Below are 18,609 nucleotides of genomic sequence, written 5' to 3'. Positions count from 1 at the left end.
ACACTATGAAACGAATAGAAATCATATTTTTAGGGATATTCACAATCTGTGCTTATCTCCTCTTTCCCGGATGTAGTGATATGAATGACATACAACAGCAATATCTCGACAGGGAAAAGAAACTATACCTGGGCATTACTGATAGCCTGACCTCCTATCCGGGAGAGGGAAGAGTAAAGCTGAAATGGTTTATGAATGCCGATCCCAATATAGAAGCGACAGTGATTTACTGGAACATGCGTCAGGATTCGGTGGTAAAGCCTTTTACCAGAAAAGAGAAAGGGATACAGGCCGATTCCATCATCATCGGGAATCTCCCTGAAGGGACTTATACTTTTGAATTGATCAACAAGAACGCAAGGGGTGACCGCTCTATCTCATCCTCGGTACAAGGCGCATCTTATGGTGATGTTCACAGATCTACGTTAAAGAATAGAAATATCACCGCGATGAAGGTTGTCTCTTTCGACAAGGAAAAACAGACATCTGACATCGAAATCAATTGGGGTTCAAAGATCCAGGGGGTTGTCGGCACGAAAATAGTCTATATAAAACGTTCGACAGGTGAAAGAAAGATGATTTTTGTCCCGATTGACGAAACCACCACCCTATTGACAGATGTGGGCAACAGGATAAATAATACAGATGATTTGTTAGAGGTATCAACGCTTCACTTTACCAGGCAGAACGTCGATACCCTCTCCACTTTCCCCCTCAAAGAACAGCTATGCATCTATTCCGCCTCCGGAACCCGTTCTGACTATGGAAGCGACGGTACGCTTTTGGGCACTACGTCCTACGATAATCTGGTAAAGATCCTCTATAGGGTATCGTCATTTCCCAACGCCGACGTGTATGAATGCAACTGGGTGGGCGAATCTCCTAAACTATCCCCCTCCCTGTTCCGAATGACATTGACCGCCACGAACGGCATCAAAACAGACGGCTATTTCACAGGAGTATTGAATACCATATCCGATGTAGAAGAGGGAGTATTTACTCCGTCACAACAAAAACTGAAACTGAAATACCGTTATCTCAAAAGCGGAGGTACTTATTCCATAGTAGAGGAAGAATATATTCCAGCAAATCTTACCCTTCCTGCAATACCCGAGAAAGTCTATAGTCTGGGAGATAATAAGGAAGGGCGTTTCTTTACCAAAGGTAACGATTTGTTACAACTCGATAAATCGGGAAAATTATGGTTATACAAACCACATGCAGACAAAACGTTCGGAGCATCCACCGAGATTGCATCGGGATGGCCCTTCTATAATTCGATATTCTATATGCCTGATAACAGGATAATGATGTATGATGTAAATAATGTATATTCAATCCCTATTTTAAATGACAGTTATGATCTTGGAGCCAGGACTTCCCCCGGAGCGGGATGGAGCAGCACAATAGCAATCAGGTTAATGCCGTTTAAAAACCATGCTATAATTATGACCAATGATGCAGGCATATTAAAAAAGATAAGTATTAATCAAAGTAATGGATGGGTAGGTGGTTTTGTAGATTTAGGAAGCGGGTTCAAGGATTATTGGAAGATTGTTCCTTATGACAACTCACTGCTGTGCATCGATGGATCCGGCGATTTATGGTACATGACCCTCTCTGACAGTTACGCCTTAGGCGCCCGCCTAAAAATTGGGAGTGGATGGAATAAGTACATCGATGTGATCAAGCAGGGATCAGCTTTACTCTGCATTGACCCCAACGGCGATCTATGGCGATATGATTTCAGTCCCGAATTGCCATGGAATATTGATTAAAAAATGTTTACTATACAAAATAATTCAAATTATTAATTGAAACTTATGGAACGAATTACAGAGCAACCCTCCCTGTACCGTCATCTGGAGAAGATGAGCGTGGAAGAATTGGTCACAAATATAAACCGGGAAGACCAGAAAGTAGCACCGGCGATCGAGAAAGAATTGGTAAAGATCAGTGAGATGATCACCGCCATTGAAGGGCAGTTACGAGCGGGAGGACGTTTGATATATCTTGGTGCGGGGAGTGGAGGCAGGCTTTCGGTACTCGACAAGGTGGAACTCCCCAATACTTTTGGCATTGAGAAAGGTGTTGTTATCTGCCTTCTGGCAGGGGGTGAGGAGAATCTGCTTCAGGTGCTGGAAGAGAAGGAGGACGACACCGATGATGCCTTGCGACAGATGGAACTGTACCAGATCAATGAGAAAGATTTCGTATTGGGTATTTCAGCTAGCGGTACCACTCCTTATGTATTGGAGGGATTAAAGAAATGTCGGGAATTGAATATTCCCTGCGGATGTATTGTCAATAATCCCGATTCACCTATCGCTGCAGCATGCGATTATCCGGTAGAAGTAATCACCGGTCCTGAGTTCATTTCAGGAAGTACCCGTATGAAATGTGGTACGGTACAGAAGATGCTTTTCGACATGATCAGCACCACCGTTTTTGTCCGGTTAGGACGTGTAGAGGACAACCGGATGGTCAATGTACGCCTAATCAATAACAAGGCCGTAGACCGATCTGTGAAAATGCTACAGGAAAAACGGAATATTGCCGATTACGAGGAAGCTAAAAAACTGTTAATCAGTTTCGGAAGCGTAAAAAAAGCGATGGACTATATCGATTCTCAACAATAATAAACAACAATAAAATAACAAGACAATGAAAACAATTAACAGGAGAGCATTTATTGGTGTCGCCGCAACCGCATCGGCGGGAATGGCTTTGAGGCCTGAATCAATACTGGCAAATGGCGGCAAACAGAGTATCAAAGACGCAAAACCCGCTATTCTGGGAGGTTCCAAAACGTTCACAGGCAGTTTTCCCAGCTGGCCGATATATGATCATACGGAAGCCAAAGGGCTATTGGATGTATTGTACAGCAGCCAGTGGGGGCGCCTGAACGGTCCTGTTACATCCCGGTTTGAAGAAGCACATTCTAAATTGTACGGTGTAAAACATTCACTTGGTGTAACAAGTGGAACCGCCGCATTGTACGCAATGCTGGGCGGTCTGGGTATTGGCCCGGGTGATGAAGTGATCATACCGGTATACACCTTTATCGCAACCTACAATGTAGTAGCGCTTCATTATGCATTACCCGTGATTGTAGATATGGATCCTGAAAGTTTCCAGGTAGATCCCAAAAAGATAGAAGCAGCTATCACTAAAAACACCAAGGCAATCATGCCGGTGCATATCGGTGGTACTCCCTGTGACCTTGATGCTATTTTGGCTATCGGGAAAAAATATAATATTCCGGTAATAGAAGATGCCTGCCAGGCCCATCTGGCAGAATGGAAAGGAAAGAAAGTAGGTAACTGGGGAATAGGAGGAGCATTCAGTTTCCAGTCTTCCAAAAATCTCAACTGCGGTGAAGGTGGAACTATCATTACCAATGACAGCGACTTTTACAATGCCTGCTTTGCCTTCCACCATCAGGGACAGACCAGTGCAACCGCCGCGATAGTGGCTACTGGTGCGGGTATCAGGGGGAGCAACCTTCGTATCACTGAATTTCAATCGAATATTTTGCTTTCCCAGATGACCCGTTTGAAAGAGCAGGCTAAGACCCGGAATGAGAATGCCTTGTATCTGAGCAGTATGCTCAAGGAGATTCCGGGACTGATTCCTGCCAAATTGTATGAAGGTACAACCAATGGCGCTTATCATCTCTATATGTTCAGGTATGACAAGGAAGGTTTCTCCGGTATGAGCCGCGCACAATTTATAAAAGCGATGAATGCTGAAGGCTTCCATCCCAGTACAGGGTACGGCAAAATGGATAAAGATCCTTATGTACTCGGCCTGGTTGATAATCACTTTTACAAGAAGATATATGGTGAAAAGGAAATGAAGCGATGGAAAGATCGTATCGATTGTCCGGTGAACGCCCGTGTGACCGAAGAGAACGCCCTCTGGTTCCTTCAAACTGACATGCTGGGAACTAAAATCCAAATGGAACAGATCGCCGAAGCAGCCAGAAAAATTCAAAAGTATTCGGCTGAAATCAAAAATAAGTAACGATTTTAAGATTCGAAAGGAACAAGATTGCAATTGTAGCTCTTGGCTTTAATTGCAATCTTTCCTAACCTATTAAAACTGTTCATAATATGCTTTTTTGTGGAATAGATGGTGGTGGCACGACGACTACCGCAGTTGTTTGTGATGAACGCGGGAATATATTAGGTAGTTTTCAGGCGGGTTCAATCAATCATTACGGAGTGGGATTGGAAAAAGCACGTGAAAATTATGCCTTCATTAAGGAGCAGTTGATCGCTTTGCTGGGATGCGAACCAGATATCACCTATATCGGTAATTCGGCCTTAGACAGCGAAGCCACGGATGAACTTGTGCAACAGCTCGTGGGGGGTATTTTTCATAAAAAGACCCTCATGCATTCTGACGTATATGTGGCCTTGTTAGGATTTACCCAAGGTTCTCCCGGTGCTTTACTCATATCTGGTACGGGATCCATGGCTTGTGCTATCGATCGGGAAGGCAATTACCACACGAGTGGTGGATGGGGCCAGATCCTGGGCGACGAAGGAAGCGGATATCACCTGGGACTTAAGGGGGTACAGGCGGCCTTACAGTTCCATGATCAGATGGCACCTCCTACTCTTTTACTTGAAAGATTGATTGGGTTCTACCACCTGAGCCGTGTGGCTGATTTGATAGAGATTGTGTACAGTCCGTCTCTGGAAAAAGGGACGATTGCCGCATTCGCCATCGAAGTAGAGAAAGCAGCCCTTCAAGGAGATGAAGTTTCAATCCGGTTGATAAATGATGAGGTAGAATGGCTATTCCGACTGTCAGAATCAATATTAAAGAAAAGCGGCGTAAAACGCCTGGGGCTTTACGGCAGTATGCTGGTCAAGAGCCATATTATCGGACCTCAATTGATTTCAAGATATTCCGGTCACGACGTGGAGTTATTGTACCCCCGTTTCAAACCGGAGATCGGAGCCCTGTTTGGAGCCTTTACCAATGAAAATATTTCTCTCGATGAAAAAATTATTGCCAATTTATCTTTGTATTAGATGTTTTAAACAGCATTAAAAAGATTACAATGAAATCCTGTTATTTACTTATCCTTTCTTTTTTTCTTGCCTCCTGTCATCAAAATTTGTATGAAGTGGGCAGCTCGGTTGTCAGTATTGAACCGACAGGAGAAACAGTTTCCATAAGTTTGGCAGGATATTCATCTCCTCCTTTGGGTAGGTTTACCATCACCTGGAATGACAAAGGTGTATTAGAAGCAATCGCCATGTGCAGTCTGGATGAAGCAATATATATTGCATCTCCCGTTGGCGACATATTCTTAGTAGATACGGAAGATCTGCAAAAGAACAAAAAAGCCGGAAGTTTGCAACATATAAAATTCCTGGCCGGGTTAAACGGATTGCTTTATGCCCTTGATAAAGAAGGTAATCTTTTAGCCGGTAATCCGAAAGACGATCTCCGGTGGAAACGGATTGGTTCTGTTCAGGGAGTTACCGCTTTTACCGGTTCATGTGAGAACCTGTATGTAACTACCGAAAAGAACGAACTGCTTATGGGCACAGTCGATGGAGAAACCGTCAATTGGATATCCATAGGCAAAGGTCCTGATATTATCTCCCTGGCCGGCGATCATCGGAAAATATATGCCGTAACCAAAGAAAACTTCCTGCTGCAACGCAGTGTCAGGAAACAAGGCGAAGAATGGCAACGAATAGGATATAACAATGGCGATACATATACGATTGATGTGAAACAAATAGCACGAACAAAGGAACGGCTGTACGCCATTGCTTCAAATCGCCTGTATGCCAGTCGACACCACACTGAGGGAAAGCTTTCCGTGAGGAGTATGGCGGTTAAAAAGAAAAAAGAGATAGCTGTCATTGTCAGTCTGGATGTGTGCGGCATCGACCATTCTTTCACCCAGGACATCCGGAAAGAGATGTTAGAGCGTCGAAATATTCCTGTCTCGGCCATCTTCATCAATTCCACTCATACCCATTTTGCACCCACTACCCAAACCTGGATTACCTGGGGTATTCAAAACCAGTATCCGGACAGCCTCTATTTCAACAATATATTGAAAAAGGCAGTTATCCGATCCATCGAAGAAGCTTTGGATAATGTAGCGCCATCATACCTCAGTTTCGGGCGCGATACAACGAATATAGGATTCAACCGGAGCCTCAGGGGAGAAGCGGCCATATACGACAACTCAGTAGATGTAATACAAGCTGTTTCCACCGACGGTCAACATAAAACCGTACTATTTTTAACAGGTTGCCATCCTGTTTTTACAGATCAGGGATCAGGGCATTACAGTGCCTCCCCTAATTTTCCGGGTTACAGCCGGGAGATACTCGAAAGAACAGGTATTCACAATACTCTGTTCCTTCAGGGGTGTGCAGGAGATATTAACCCCCTGAAGCCTTTCAGAACATCAGGAATTGATTTGGCGGCAGACGTTCTCCGTGTATTGGCCAAAGAAATGAAACCTGTCAAAGGTAATATCACCCATTACATTGATTCGATAGGAATACCCGTTCATCCCTGGGACAGGGAAAAAATAAGCTCACTCAGGCAACAACGTATCAAGGATGTCCGTCAGGATATACCTGGAGGTTGCGAAAGCATTTTATCCAGCAGAGAGGTGCGCTGGGCAGATATCATGCTTCGTCATTATGAGAAGGGTACAATGCCTGAAGAGATGCCGATTTACATACAAACATTTAATATAGGGAATTGGAAACTTATTGGGTTGTCCCGTGAAGCAACCACCGAATTCGGGATAGCTGTCAGGAATCTCTGGCCCGGTCAAAAAGTGAGTGTGACAGGATATACCAATGATGTAGCGAGCTATCTTTCTACCGACCCACATATAGAAGCAGTAGACTATGAAGGGTATCTTTCTTTCTTCTCGTACGGGCAGCCTTCGCCATTCCCCTTGGGTGTTTTCAATACTGTAATTGAGACCATTAAACGTAATGATAGATAAAGTTGCCAGGGCTGCTGGTCATGACATTATCAGGAAACTCGTTATCATCAACAGCCATAGATGCAATGAAACTTACATAATTTGTATAAAATGAAAACAGAAAAATTACGCACGGATCCTCAAAAACGGCTCTACTCTCTTGATGCGCTTCGCGGATTCGATATGTTTTGGATTACAGGAGGAGGAGGGCTTGCCATACTACTTTCAAATATGACCGGAGCAGAATGGCTCGGTATTCAAATGTATCACGTGGATTGGGAAGGTTTTCAATTTATGGATTTAGTTTTCCCGCTATTCATGTTTATCTCAGGGGTTGCAATACCATTTTCAGTATTATCGAAGCTTGAAAATAGTATACCTAAAAGTAAACTTATTTGGAAAACGTTCAGGCGTTTTGTGTTGCTTGTTATTTTGGGGCTTTTGTATAACGGCGTTTTTCGGGACGGTTTTGAAAATGCACGTATTGCAAGCGTTCTGGGACAAATCGGTACTGCATATTTTTTGGCTTCCATCATTGCTATTTATTTTCAGTCTCTTCGTAGTCGTATAATTTGGTTAGTGGCGATCTTGGTAGGTATAGGTATAATACAACTGCTGGTCCCGATTCCAGGTATCGGTGCGGGAGTTTTAACCCCTGAAGGCTCTATTAACGGGTATATCGATGGGTTATTACTCCCAGGCAAATTTTACGGTGGCACTTTTGATCCTGAAGGGATACTCTGTAGTATTTCTGCCACAGGAATTACTTTAATGGGGACGCTTGCCGGAAGCATTTTAAAGGATTCAAAAAGAGGAGACTGGCAAAAAATAGGTTTACTTTCAATTTCCGGCGTTACCTCAATTCTGCTGGCATTGGCACTTTCGTCTTTTTATCCTATCATAAAAAGTTGTTGGACTTCCACTTTCAACCTTCTCACGGGCGGTATCAGTTTACTATTGTTGGCCCTTTTCTATCTGCTTATAGACCACTGGGGGTTAAAAAAATGGGCTTTCTATTTTAGGGTAATCGGAATGAACTCCATTTTCATATATCTATTTCAAAGTATAGTGAATGTACCACGGGTTACCGATTCTTTCATCGGCTGGCTGGAAAAACCTATGGGACAATTCTGGGATTTGTTCTGGAATATAAGTTACCTTGCCGTTATCTGGTTATTACTTTATTATATGTATAAGAAGAAAATTTTTATACGCGTATAAAAATTGCATTTATAACAATTACACGAATTAAACTAAAAATAGTATGAAATCCTATTATTTACTTATTCTCTCTTTTTTTCTTGCCTCCTGTAATCAAAATTTATATGAAGTGGGTAGTTCGGTGGTAAGTATCGAACCGACAGGCGAAACTGTTTCCATAAGTTTGGCAGGATATGCCGCCCCTGCCATGGGCCGGTTCTCCATCACATGGGATGATAAAGGCGCATTGGATGCAATTGCCCTGTGTAGCCTGGATGAAGCACTCTATATTGCCGCTCCCAATGGTGATATAATTTTAGTTGACTCCGAAGATTTACAAAAAAATAAAAAAATAGGAAGCATCCCTTCTATAAAGTTCCTAGCGGGGTTAAACGGTTTACTATATGCTATCGATAGCAAAGGAAACCTCTTGGTAAGCAATCCCATGACTGAACTCAAATGGGAACAGATAAGCAACATACAGGGAGTAACCGCTCTCACCGGTTCGGGTGAAAATCTTTATGTATCAACTAAAGAGGGAGAACTGCTTAGAGGTACGGTCGAAAGAAAAGCCACCCATTGGGTCCCTGCGGGCAACGGAGCGGATATTATCTCGTTGGCTGGGGATACAGAGAGACTATATGCCGTAACCAAAGATAATATCCTGTTACAACGCAATGTAAAGAAACAAGATAACGAGTGGCAACGTATCGGATATAACAACGAGGCTACCTATACGATTGATGTAAAACAGATTACACGTACCAAAGAACGATTGTATGCTATTGCATCAAACCACTTGTATGCCAGTCGTCATCAGACAGAAGGAACACTCTCGGTGAGAAGTATGGCTATTAAGAAGAATAAAGATGTTGCCATCATCGTTAGTCTGGATGTATGTGGTATCGACTATTCGCTCACCCAAACTATACGGAAAGAGATAGCGAAACGCCGGAATATACCAGAGTCGGCCATCTTTGTCAATTCTACGCATACCCACTTCGCTCCCACGAGCCAAACCTGGATTACCATGGGAATCCAAAACCATTATCCCGACAGCCTATACTTCAATAATGTACTAACTAAAGCAATTATCCAATCCGTTGAAGAAGCTTTAGACAATGCTGCACCATCATACCTTAGTTTCGGACGCGACACAACCAACATAGGGTTCAACCGAAGTTTAAGGGGAGATGCGGCCTTATATGACAACGCTGTAGATGTGATTCAAGCGACCTCTGCAGACGGGAAAAATAAAACCGTACTGTTTTTAACCGGTTGTCATCCTGTATCAACCGACAAAAAGCCGGAATATTTCACCATCTCTCCCAACTTTCCCGGTTTTAGCCGGCAAATAATTGAAAAATCAGGCATCAATACCACCCTGTTCCTTCAGGGATGTACCGGAGATATTAATCCCCGTGCGCCTTACAGAACCTCTGGCACTGATCTTGCGGCAGATGTTCTCCGGATACTGGAAAAAGAGATGAACCCAATCAAAGGGAAGATTACCCATTACATCGATTCGATAGGGATACCTGTCAATCCGCTGGATAAGGAAGCTATACAATCGATGAGGGATAATAACATCCCAAATGTGCGTCAGAATATACCGGGAGGATGTGAGAGCAGTTTGCCAAACCGGGATGTACGCTGGGCGGATATCATGCTCCGTTATTACGGAGAGGGTACAATGCCAAAAGAGATGACCATCTACATACAAACCATCAATATCGGGGATTGGAAACTTATCGGTTTGTCGCGTGAAGCCACCACCGAATTCGGCATCGCCATCAGAAACCTCTGGCCCGACCAGAAGATAAGCGTAGCAGCCTATACCGGTGAGGTAACAAGCTATCTCGCTACCGATCCGCATATCATAGCCAAAGACTATGAAGGGGAAGGCTCGTTCTACTGGTATGGACAACCCGCTACTTTTCCCTTGGGAGTTTTTAACACTGTAGTTGAAACGGTCAAACAAAATAACAGATAATTTTTTAAAACAATTTTAATAGAATGAAACTGAATAAATATTTCCTTCCTTTAATCATTATCGCTTTTGCTTTTTTCATTATTGGTTTCGGTGTCGGAATCAACGGTATTATGGTACCTATCTTGGAACAAACTTTCTCGTTGAGCAAAGGGATGTCGTATCTGGTTCTCACTGCCACTTTTTCGGCATTCTTAGTATTTGGAGGACCATCCGGCTGGGTGATAAAAAAAATAGGATATAAGAAATCACTGATCATTGCCTTGTTTATCATGAGTTTCGGTATGTTCCTGTTTATCCCTTCCGCAAGAATGAGCGCTTCCATGACTGGATTCTATCTTTTTTTGGTAGCATCATTTATCGGAGGTATCGGAAATACGTTATTACAAACAACCATCAATCCTTATTTAGCCATCATAGAACCGGTGGAAAAAGCAGCACAACGAATGTGCGCCATGGGAATTATGAACCAATCAGCATGGTTTCTGGGACCTATCTTCCTGAGCCTTTTCATCGATGTAAGCAACCCGGCACTAGAAAAAGCAGCAATACCCTTCGGTATGGCAGCCGGCATTATCGCATTATTCGCCCTAGCAATGATTTTCATTCCTCTTCCCGAAATCACAGCAGAAGGAGAAATTGAAGAAGAAGACGTTAACCTGAACAGCGAGTTGGTAATAACTGCCAATCGGAAAAAAAGTATCTGGCAATTTCCCCATTTACTCCTCGGGGTGTTTGCTTTGTTCATATATGTAGGGGTTGAAACCCTTCCCATGGCATCGGTCATCGACTTTGCTCGATCGATAGGAGTAGATTCTCCCGCCAGATATTCAATGATCGGGCCGGTTGGGATGATCATCGGTTATGTCATCAGCATTTTTTCTCTCCAATGGCTTTCACAAAGTAAAGGTCTTATACTGTTCTCTCTGATAGCATTGACATCATCCATCCTTTTAGTGATCTTGCCTCCTCATATTGCCATTTACTTCCTCTCCGGCTTGGGCCTCTCCCATTCCATCATGTGGGGTTGCATCTGGGGACTGACGATCACCAGTATGGGTAAGTTTACCAAATCGGCTGCATCAATGCTGATTGTAGCCTTGGTGGGAGGAGCGGCCATTCCCTTGACATTCGGGTTTCTGCTGGATGCGATCAAAGTAAGCGATATAGCCTTGCCGTCTGATTTCCAGACAGCTTACCGCATATTCATCCCCTGCTATCTTTACATACTCTTTTATGCCCTGATAGGACATAAAATTGGAAGAAAAACTTCAAAAGTATGAGAAATTTTTAGCATATTTGTAATAGTATTTTCCCAAGAAACAAAGTATTGATAAATAATTTAAATAGTAGAATTATGATCAGACCCTATATTCTAGCAGAATCGAACTGGAAGTCGATAAAAGAGACCGATTATGATTTGGCAGTACTTCCCTGGGGCGCTACCGAAGCACATAATTATCATTTACCTTACGCTACTGACAATATTCTCGCCGAAAATATCGCAGGCGAATCAGCCCGGATTGCATGGGAACAAGGGGCAAAGGTAATTGTATTACCTACCATCCCTTTCGGGGTAAATACAGGACAATTGGATATAAGATTAGATATGAATATTTATCCAAGTACCCAATTGATTATCCTGAATGATATCGTAGAGAATCTCAACAGGCATGGCATCAGGAAAATGGTTATCCTCAACAGCCATGGAGGAAATGATTTCAAGGCGATGGTACGCGAACTGGGAGCAAAATATCCCGATATGTTTATTTGCGTATGCAATTGGTTCAGGTGGGAAGGAAGGAATGGTTTCTTCGAATATGCGGGCGACCACGCCGACGAAATGGAGACCAGCATGCTACTTCACCTTACCCCCCAATGGGTACTTCCTTTAGATGAAGCAGGCGACGGAAGAGAGAAAAAATATAAAATCAAGGCATTGAGAGAGGGTTGGTTTTGGGCGGAACGACAATGGTCGAAGGTAAGCCCGGATACTGGTATCGGTAACCCGGTAATGTCGACAAAAGAAAAAGGAAAGCAATTCTTTGAAATGGTCATCGAACAGGTGGGTACTACATTGGTGGAATTGGCCAGGATCGATACCGGAGATATGTATGAATAGATATAAGGAACGGATGCACGGGTTTTGACGAATAAGGATACATTTATCGTTAAATTAAAGACATGACAATGAGAAAAGCATTTTTCATAATATGGCTGATTTTAATAGCTCCCATCGCAATGGGAGCTATCCGGTTACCGGAGGTATTATCCGATAACATGGTATTGCAGGGAAATAAGGAGATACGTATCTGGGGCTGGGCAGATTCGGGAGAGAGGATTAAGGTGTCATTCAACGGACAGATCCGGAAAGTGAAAACGGCAAAAAACGGAGAATGGATGGTCACCCTGGATCCTGAAAAATATGGAGGTCCTTATATTTTGCGTATCGAAGGAAAAGATCATGCTATTGAATTGAATAATATTCTCATCGGAGATGTATGGTTTTGCAGTGGTCAGTCGAATATGGTATGGAGTGTGTCGGGTTCAAAAGATGCCGAAGAAGAGATAGCTTCCGCGAAATACACGGAAATCAGGTCTTTCAATGTGGGAAGAAAAGTTGCCTTTGAGCCTGCAACTGAAATACACGGGCAGTGGCAGGTTTGCAGTCCCGAGACGGTAGGCAGTTTCTCGGCAGTAGCCTACTTCTTCGCCCGTAAATTATTCCAGGAGACCAACATCCCGATCGGAATCATCAATGCTTCATGGGGAGGGACAGAGATTGAGCCCTGGATTAGCGGAAAATCATTCGCAGCCCTACCCTACGAATTAAAAGATCATTATAACTACATACCGGAGAACTCTCCCGACAGTATGAAAATAAAACTCGCAACAGGTGCGGTAGAGGCCGGGAAAGTTCAACCGAACTTATATCCTTCGATATTGTATAACGGTATGGTTAGTCCGGTTGTAAATATGCCCATCAAAGGGGTGATATGGTACCAGGGAGAGAATAATGCCCACGCCGAACGTTCGGGAGATTATTATTCCCTATTTCCCTGTTTAATTCGCGATTGGAGAGCACAATGGGGATATGAATTCCCTTTTTACTGGGTACAGTTAGCCAATTACAAACCAGAAAGCACATTGCCGGTAGAGAGCCACTGGGCGGAACTAAGAGATGCACAACACCACACTTTATCGGTTCCGAACACCGGTGAAGCAGTAACAATTGATATCGGTGAAGCGAACGACATACATCCCAGGAACAAACAGGATGTCGGATTCAGGTTGGCATTGATCGCCCTGAACAAGACATACGGGCAAGAGGTAGTTTATTCCGGTCCTGTCTATAAATCGATGATTATAACGGGGAATAAGATTACTCTCGATTTCGATCATACAGGTTCCGGATTGATGGTGAAAAATAAATACGGTTATCTTCAGGGATTTGCCATTGCGGGGGCAGATAAACGGTTTGTATGGGCGAAAGCTTATATCAACAAAAATAACCAGGTAGTGGTCTATAACGACGAGATAGCCAGTCCGGTCTTTGTGCGTTATGCATGGAGTGATAATCCGGGAGATGCCAATCTCTACAACCGGGAGGGGTTACCGGCTTCTCCTTTCCAAGCATCCAGGGATTAGATCAGGATATAGTTTTCAAACATTGTTTAATTTTTATTTGTAATTGCTTACATATTTACTAAAATCTTTTATCTTTGCACGCAAAAATTAATTTTCACTTATTCAATGGAGAACAACAAACAGCTCAGCCCCACCTATAAAACCATTGTAGGGATTCAATTTCTTTTTGTGGCGTTTGGAGCCACGGTACTGGTTCCGTTATTAGTAGGACTTGATCCTTCCACAGCACTGTTTACCGCAGGCGTAGGGACACTCATCTTTCATCTGGTTACGAAAGGGATGGTTCCTATTTTTTTGGGTAGCAGCTTCGCTTTCATTGCCCCCATTATAAAAGCTACAGAGTTATACGGAATGGCTGGCACGCTTTCGGGTTTAGTGGCTGTGGGTTTTGTTTATTTCCTGATGAGCGCGCTTGTTAAATGGCAGGGAGTGAAACTGATTGAATTTCTTTTTCCTCCGGTAGTCATCGGACCGGTGATTATGCTGATCGGATTGTCGTTGGCCGGTACTGGAGTAAATATGGCACAAGAGGATTGGGTGCTGGCAATTATTGCTTTGATAACAGCCATTGTTGTGAGTATGTTTGCCAAAGGGCTGTTGAAGTTGATCCCGATTTTTAGTGGAATTATCGTCGGTTATATTGCTGCCATGCTGTTGGGAAGAATTGATTTCTCCGGTATTGCTGCGGCACCATGGATCGGATTGCCTCAGTTCGTCAAACCGGAATTCTCATGGGGAGCTGTTTTATTCATTATCCCTGTAGCCATTGCCCCGATCATTGAACATGTGGGCAACATCTATGCAGTAGGCCAGGTCACTGGGATTGATTATGTAAAGAAACCGGGATTAGACCGTACTTTGCTGGGCGACGGTATCGCCTGCTGTGTGGCAGGATTTGTCGGAGGACCTCCCGTCACTACTTACTCGGAAGTAACCGGTGCCATGATTCTTACCAAAGTAACCGATCCGGCTGTAATCCGTATTGCTGCCATTGCCGGCATTGTCTTTTCACTGGTGGGGAAAGTGAGTGCCTTCCTTAAATCAATACCGGGGTCCGTACTCGGTGGCATAATGTTATTACTTTTCGGTATGATTGCGGCTACGGGGGTAAACAATATGATCCATAACAAAACCGATATGAGTAATACCCGCAACCTGATCATCGTATCGCTGATCCTCACCACCGGAATCGGGGGCGCTGTATTACAGATGGGAAATATAAGTATGACCGGTATCGGTCTTTCAGCCCTTATAGGACTGGTACTAAACCTGATCCTGCCGAAGAAGAAAGAGAAAAAGGAAAGTGAAGAAAATGCTGCGTGAATTTTGAATTAGTCCTGTTTCTTTTATTTATAAAATGCAGGACTTTTTATTATTTCATCCACAATCAGTGAAAGCTTTCTTGCCCCAATTTCATTCAAGTGATCTGCATCAAAGAAATGCATATCCTCAAACCGGTCATCTTCCAGCAGGTTCATGTAATAACAATGATCGTATACGTCAGTAAGGTGTTCCATGGCGGCAATCGTTTTTTCCAGAGGTTCAGCAGGTAGATTTCCGGTGTAGGATCGATAAGCAGGAACAGTGATAAAAAGAACTTTGATATTTCTCTGTTGGCAATCCGACAATAGTGCATTCAAAATATCCATATTATTTTGAAAAAGTGCTTCTACCCTTTCCGATTGTAGATCCTTCACTTCATGCCTTTTGGCCGCACTTTCACCCGTAGCTGTCAAATCTTGAGGATTTCCGGATTGATAATTTATTCCATATCCCAAAGGGGTACTATAAATGCCCGGTTTGTTCTCCAGGTAATAAGAACGGAGTCTTGTCATATGTAGAATAAAATGAGAACTGAATAACTCCGTTTGATATTTTAAAGCACGGGAAGTTTTAAGGTCATAATAGATATTGTAGTTTTTTATTCTCCACGATTCGGAAGTTTCAGCTAAAACCGCCCAGAGGCTCGGATAGGAAATTGAAACGATAACAGTCTTTAAATTATCAAGTTGCGACAAATATTTTTTAAAAATAGCATAATCGAGATCTAACGACTGGGATACATATCCGGTATTGAATGTATTATTGGTAAAAAATTCAGGATTTAATCCCGAATGGGCATGCGAATTACCCAAGATCAGCGTCTCAATTTCAGATGAATATTGATCCAAATATTTCTTTTTTGACAAATAATCATTGGGGATATTTCTCAGCAATACCTCCATAATGATCGCAATCATCACAATTGGAACAAAGAAAAACAATACTTTACAAATAAAACGTCTCATACTTAAAAAATAAATACCGAATAATCAGGCTATAGTTAAGAAAACAGCGCATTTATTCTCTTTCTCACATATTTGTTGTACAAGTATATTATTGGAATAATGATGATTATAGTGACAATTGAGATTGACACACAATATAACAGATTCGTTCTTATCAAATCCACCTCTATACCGGAAAAACGACTAAACCCACCAATCAGAAACCGATAGATCGGTTCATGTACACTCATAATTACCAATGAGTTTATTCCTAAATACTCCAATATTTTATTCTTATTAACCAGAAGTGACACTACTGCCCAAAAGAGAATACCACATAACGCTATCGGAATAAAATAAATAGGAGATGTCTCGATATTACCTTGGTATCCATTTTGCACAGCCAATATTTGCACGTACAGACATCCCACTAACAACATCATTTTAAATAAGAATGAAAGGTTCATAAAACTATTTTCCTGTTGCTTTGATAAGAATCCTATTCCATAAAAGACCAATCCAAAAAAGGCCGTATGCAAACCAAAAGGTAAAATATTCAGATTATATTGCTGTATTAAAGAGCCTATCGTAAAAGATACAATTAAGACGGCTATTATTCCTACTTTGTTTTTAATCCTGGAGATATAATAAAACATCAGTTCGACTAAAAACAAACAAGGTAAAAACCATAATGGTCCATTAAAATGTAAATGATTTCCTTCTATAGTTCCGTAAAATAGTCCGAGAAACTGATGCAATATACTGTATTCACCACCTCTAAAACGTCTTTCTATCAACACCCAATATAAAAACGTCGCCAGGAAAAACAGCACATAGGGTATATAAATAGATTTAAATTTTGATTTAAAGAAACCTTTAAAATCAGGATACTTGGTCGGGTTATACAGAAAGCCTGATATCAAAAAAAACAATGGCATGTGAAAATTCCAAATAAAGACACGCAATTCAGGCATTCTTGTCACGTGTCCAAGAACTACGAAAAAAATACCTATTCCTTTTAAAATGTCAATGTAATTTTTTCTCATTATCTAAAATTGAAAATAAATAAATTCTTGCTCTTTTCCACTAAACCAAATGATTACTGCGATGATCGCATAATACATTGCGTATCTCAATGGCCTTTTCCATTTTAAGCCCAAATTGGAAATCGCATATTCTCCTTCCCGTCCTTTCCATTCAATCAATACAAAAATGGCAACAAGCATGATAACCGTCAATGCTTTTTTCATTCCGTCAAATTCAGGAATTTCAAATAGTGAAGGGGAGAAGATTGTAGAAATATAATCGAATGCATGCCCGATATTGTCAGCCCTGAAGAAGATCCATGCGAATACCGTCAGACAAAAGGTGACGAGCATTGATATAAATTCTTTACCCGTCGGTAGGGATTTTCCCTGGGCTACTATTTCCAGATTGTTCCGGTTATTGTGGGTCAATAAGAGTGGCAGGAAGTAAATAGCGTTCAGTGCTCCCCAGACAATAAATGTCCAATTAGCCCCGTGCCAGAATCCACTCACAATGAAAATGATAAATGTATTTCTGATTTTCATCCGGGTACCTCCCCGGCTACCCCCCAATGGTATATAAAGATAATCCCTGAACCAGGTTGAAAGTGAGATATGCCAACGTCTCCAGAATTCTGCAATGTCCCTTGAAAAATAGGGAAATGCAAAGTTTTTCATTAGATTGAAACCGAATAAACGGGACGTTCCAATCGCAACATCCGAATAGCCGGAGAAGTCGCCATATATCTGGAAAGCGAAAAATAATGCACCCAGGACAAGTGTACTTCCGTTCATATCAGCCGAGTTATTAAAGATCTGGTTTGCAAACTCAGCACAATTGTCGGCAATAACAATTTTTTTGAACAAACCCCAGAGAATTTGCCGCATCCCGTCAACAGTTTTGGAGTAATCGAAAGTCCGTTTGTTATAAAATTGGGGAAGCAAGTTATCAGCCCGCTCAATAGGTCCGGCAAGTAATTGAGGAAAAAAAATAACGAATGCGGAGAAAGCTATAAAATCTTTGGCCGGTTCTATTTTTCTCTTATATACATCTATGGTGTAACCCAAGGTCTGGAAAGTGTAGAAACTGATACCAACCGGCAGGATTATATACAAAGAGTTGGCTTTAATTTCTGTCCCAAAAAATGAGAATACCGAGATAAAGTTTTCGATAAAAAAATTGTAATATTTGAAGAACCCTAAAAGACCAAGATTGACAAAAATACTTGTCCATAACAGTACCTTTCGTTTACGTTGATTTTCTCCATTCTTGAGCTTTATTCCAATGACATAATTAACTATTGTACTGAAGACAATCAACGATAGAAATCTCCAATCCCACCAGGCGTAAAAAATATAACTTGCAACTACAAGCAATAAATTTTGTAGCTTCAAATTTTTATTTGTTACAAACCAATAGAGAATAAAAATTATTGGCAAAAAAATCGCAAAATCTATCGAATTAAAAAGCATATTTTCTTAGCCATTATTTTGAAA

Annotated in this window: 14 protein-coding genes; 11 read left to right on the top strand and 3 right to left on the bottom strand. The window is 42.0% G+C overall.

All coding sequences use genetic code 11. The annotated features are described in order from the left end of the window. The first annotated feature begins 5 nt into the window (after positions 1-5). From VB073_RS06540 to VB073_RS06490, 11 genes are all read left to right on the top strand, one after another. A complete protein-coding gene (locus VB073_RS06540; protein WP_323403352.1) occupies positions 6-1,778 on the top strand; it encodes a DUF4998 domain-containing protein in 1,773 nt (590 codons plus the stop codon). Positions 1,779-1,823: 45 nt separating this feature from the next. Next, positions 1,824-2,639: an N-acetylmuramic acid 6-phosphate etherase gene (locus VB073_RS06535; protein WP_323403351.1), complete on the top strand. Its 816-nt coding sequence runs from the start codon at positions 1,824-1,826 to the stop codon at positions 2,637-2,639. 25 nt (positions 2,640-2,664) lie between these two features. Then, on the top strand, positions 2,665-4,026 hold the full coding sequence (locus VB073_RS06530) for a DegT/DnrJ/EryC1/StrS family aminotransferase (RefSeq protein WP_323403350.1): 1,362 nt from the start codon (positions 2,665-2,667) through the stop codon (positions 4,024-4,026). Positions 4,027-4,115: 89 nt separating this feature from the next. Beyond that, positions 4,116-5,045, top strand: coding sequence for an N-acetylglucosamine kinase (locus tag VB073_RS06525; RefSeq protein WP_323403349.1), 930 nt, complete (start codon positions 4,116-4,118; stop codon positions 5,043-5,045). 29 nt (positions 5,046-5,074) lie between these two features. Continuing rightward, positions 5,075-7,003: a hypothetical protein gene (locus tag VB073_RS06520; protein WP_323403348.1), complete on the top strand. Its 1,929-nt coding sequence runs from the start codon at positions 5,075-5,077 to the stop codon at positions 7,001-7,003. A gap of 90 nt (positions 7,004-7,093) precedes the next feature. Next, the gene (locus tag VB073_RS06515) at positions 7,094-8,203 is read left to right on the top strand and encodes an acyltransferase family protein (protein WP_323403347.1); all 1,110 of its coding nucleotides are present in this window, start codon (positions 7,094-7,096) and stop codon (positions 8,201-8,203) included. 43 nt (positions 8,204-8,246) lie between these two features. Further along, a complete protein-coding gene (locus VB073_RS06510; RefSeq protein WP_323403346.1) occupies positions 8,247-10,175 on the top strand; it encodes a hypothetical protein in 1,929 nt (642 codons plus the stop codon). 23 nt (positions 10,176-10,198) lie between these two features. Beyond that, entirely contained in the window at positions 10,199-11,455 is a 1,257-nt protein-coding gene (locus VB073_RS06505) for an MFS transporter (RefSeq protein ID WP_323403345.1), read from the top strand. Positions 11,456-11,529: 74 nt separating this feature from the next. Next, positions 11,530-12,294, top strand: a complete 765-nt coding sequence (locus VB073_RS06500) for a creatininase family protein (RefSeq protein ID WP_323403344.1) — start codon at positions 11,530-11,532, stop codon at positions 12,292-12,294. A 68-nt stretch (positions 12,295-12,362) separates the two neighbouring features. After that, positions 12,363-13,820, top strand: coding sequence for a sialate O-acetylesterase (locus tag VB073_RS06495; RefSeq protein WP_323403343.1), 1,458 nt, complete (start codon positions 12,363-12,365; stop codon positions 13,818-13,820). Positions 13,821-13,925: 105 nt separating this feature from the next. Beyond that, positions 13,926-15,143, top strand: a complete 1,218-nt coding sequence (locus tag VB073_RS06490) for a uracil-xanthine permease family protein (RefSeq protein WP_323403342.1) — start codon at positions 13,926-13,928, stop codon at positions 15,141-15,143. Positions 15,144-15,166: 23 nt separating this feature from the next. Here the strand turns inward: VB073_RS06490 and VB073_RS06485 are convergent, their stop codons facing one another. The 3 genes from VB073_RS06485 to VB073_RS06475 all read right to left on the bottom strand — a co-directional run bounded on the left by VB073_RS06485 (position 15,167) and on the right by VB073_RS06475 (position 18,585). Continuing rightward, a complete protein-coding gene (locus tag VB073_RS06485; RefSeq protein WP_323403341.1) occupies positions 15,167-16,060 on the bottom strand; it encodes a hypothetical protein in 894 nt (297 codons plus the stop codon). A gap of 83 nt (positions 16,061-16,143) precedes the next feature. Then, a complete protein-coding gene (locus VB073_RS06480) occupies positions 16,144-17,133 on the bottom strand; it encodes an acyltransferase family protein (protein WP_323403340.1) in 990 nt (329 codons plus the stop codon). Positions 17,134-17,136: 3 nt separating this feature from the next. Then, positions 17,137-18,585 carry an MBOAT family O-acyltransferase gene (locus VB073_RS06475; RefSeq protein WP_323403339.1) on the bottom strand — a complete coding sequence of 483 codons (1,449 nt, stop codon included), beginning with the start codon at positions 18,583-18,585 and terminating at the stop codon, positions 17,137-17,139. Between the last annotated feature and the right edge of the window lie 24 nt (positions 18,586-18,609).

This window comes from Proteiniphilum sp., assembly GCF_034927365.1.
In the GTDB taxonomy this organism is placed as follows: Bacteria; Bacteroidota; Bacteroidia; order Bacteroidales; family Dysgonomonadaceae; genus Proteiniphilum.
The sequence above is the reverse complement of the archived record's forward strand: the minus strand, read 5'-3'. Positions and strand labels throughout refer to the sequence as shown.

What these genes read in the sequence shown, in the direction of transcription:
- VB073_RS06495 (WP_323403343.1), top strand. Translation starts at nt 12,363, where the DNA reads ATGAGAAAAGCATTTTTCATAATATGGCTGATTTTAATAGCTCCCATC.
- VB073_RS06540 (WP_323403352.1), top strand. Translation starts at nt 6, where the DNA reads ATGAAACGAATAGAAATCATATTTTTAGGGATATTCACAATCTGTGCT.
- VB073_RS06525 (WP_323403349.1), top strand. Translation starts at nt 4,116, where the DNA reads ATGCTTTTTTGTGGAATAGATGGTGGTGGCACGACGACTACCGCAGTT.
- VB073_RS06485 (WP_323403341.1), bottom strand. Translation starts at nt 16,060, where the DNA reads ATGATTGCGATCATTATGGAGGTATTGCTGAGAAATATCCCCAATGAT.
- VB073_RS06500 (WP_323403344.1), top strand. Translation starts at nt 11,530, where the DNA reads ATGATCAGACCCTATATTCTAGCAGAATCGAACTGGAAGTCGATAAAA.
- VB073_RS06530 (WP_323403350.1), top strand. Translation starts at nt 2,665, where the DNA reads ATGAAAACAATTAACAGGAGAGCATTTATTGGTGTCGCCGCAACCGCA.
- VB073_RS06475 (WP_323403339.1), bottom strand. Translation starts at nt 18,585, where the DNA reads ATGCTTTTTAATTCGATAGATTTTGCGATTTTTTTGCCAATAATTTTT.
- VB073_RS06515 (WP_323403347.1), top strand. Translation starts at nt 7,094, where the DNA reads ATGAAAACAGAAAAATTACGCACGGATCCTCAAAAACGGCTCTACTCT.
- VB073_RS06490 (WP_323403342.1), top strand. Translation starts at nt 13,926, where the DNA reads ATGGAGAACAACAAACAGCTCAGCCCCACCTATAAAACCATTGTAGGG.
- VB073_RS06510 (WP_323403346.1), top strand. Translation starts at nt 8,247, where the DNA reads ATGAAATCCTATTATTTACTTATTCTCTCTTTTTTTCTTGCCTCCTGT.
- VB073_RS06480 (WP_323403340.1), bottom strand. Translation starts at nt 17,133, where the DNA reads ATGAGAAAAAATTACATTGACATTTTAAAAGGAATAGGTATTTTTTTC.
- VB073_RS06505 (WP_323403345.1), top strand. Translation starts at nt 10,199, where the DNA reads ATGAAACTGAATAAATATTTCCTTCCTTTAATCATTATCGCTTTTGCT.
- VB073_RS06520 (WP_323403348.1), top strand. Translation starts at nt 5,075, where the DNA reads ATGAAATCCTGTTATTTACTTATCCTTTCTTTTTTTCTTGCCTCCTGT.
- VB073_RS06535 (WP_323403351.1), top strand. Translation starts at nt 1,824, where the DNA reads ATGGAACGAATTACAGAGCAACCCTCCCTGTACCGTCATCTGGAGAAG.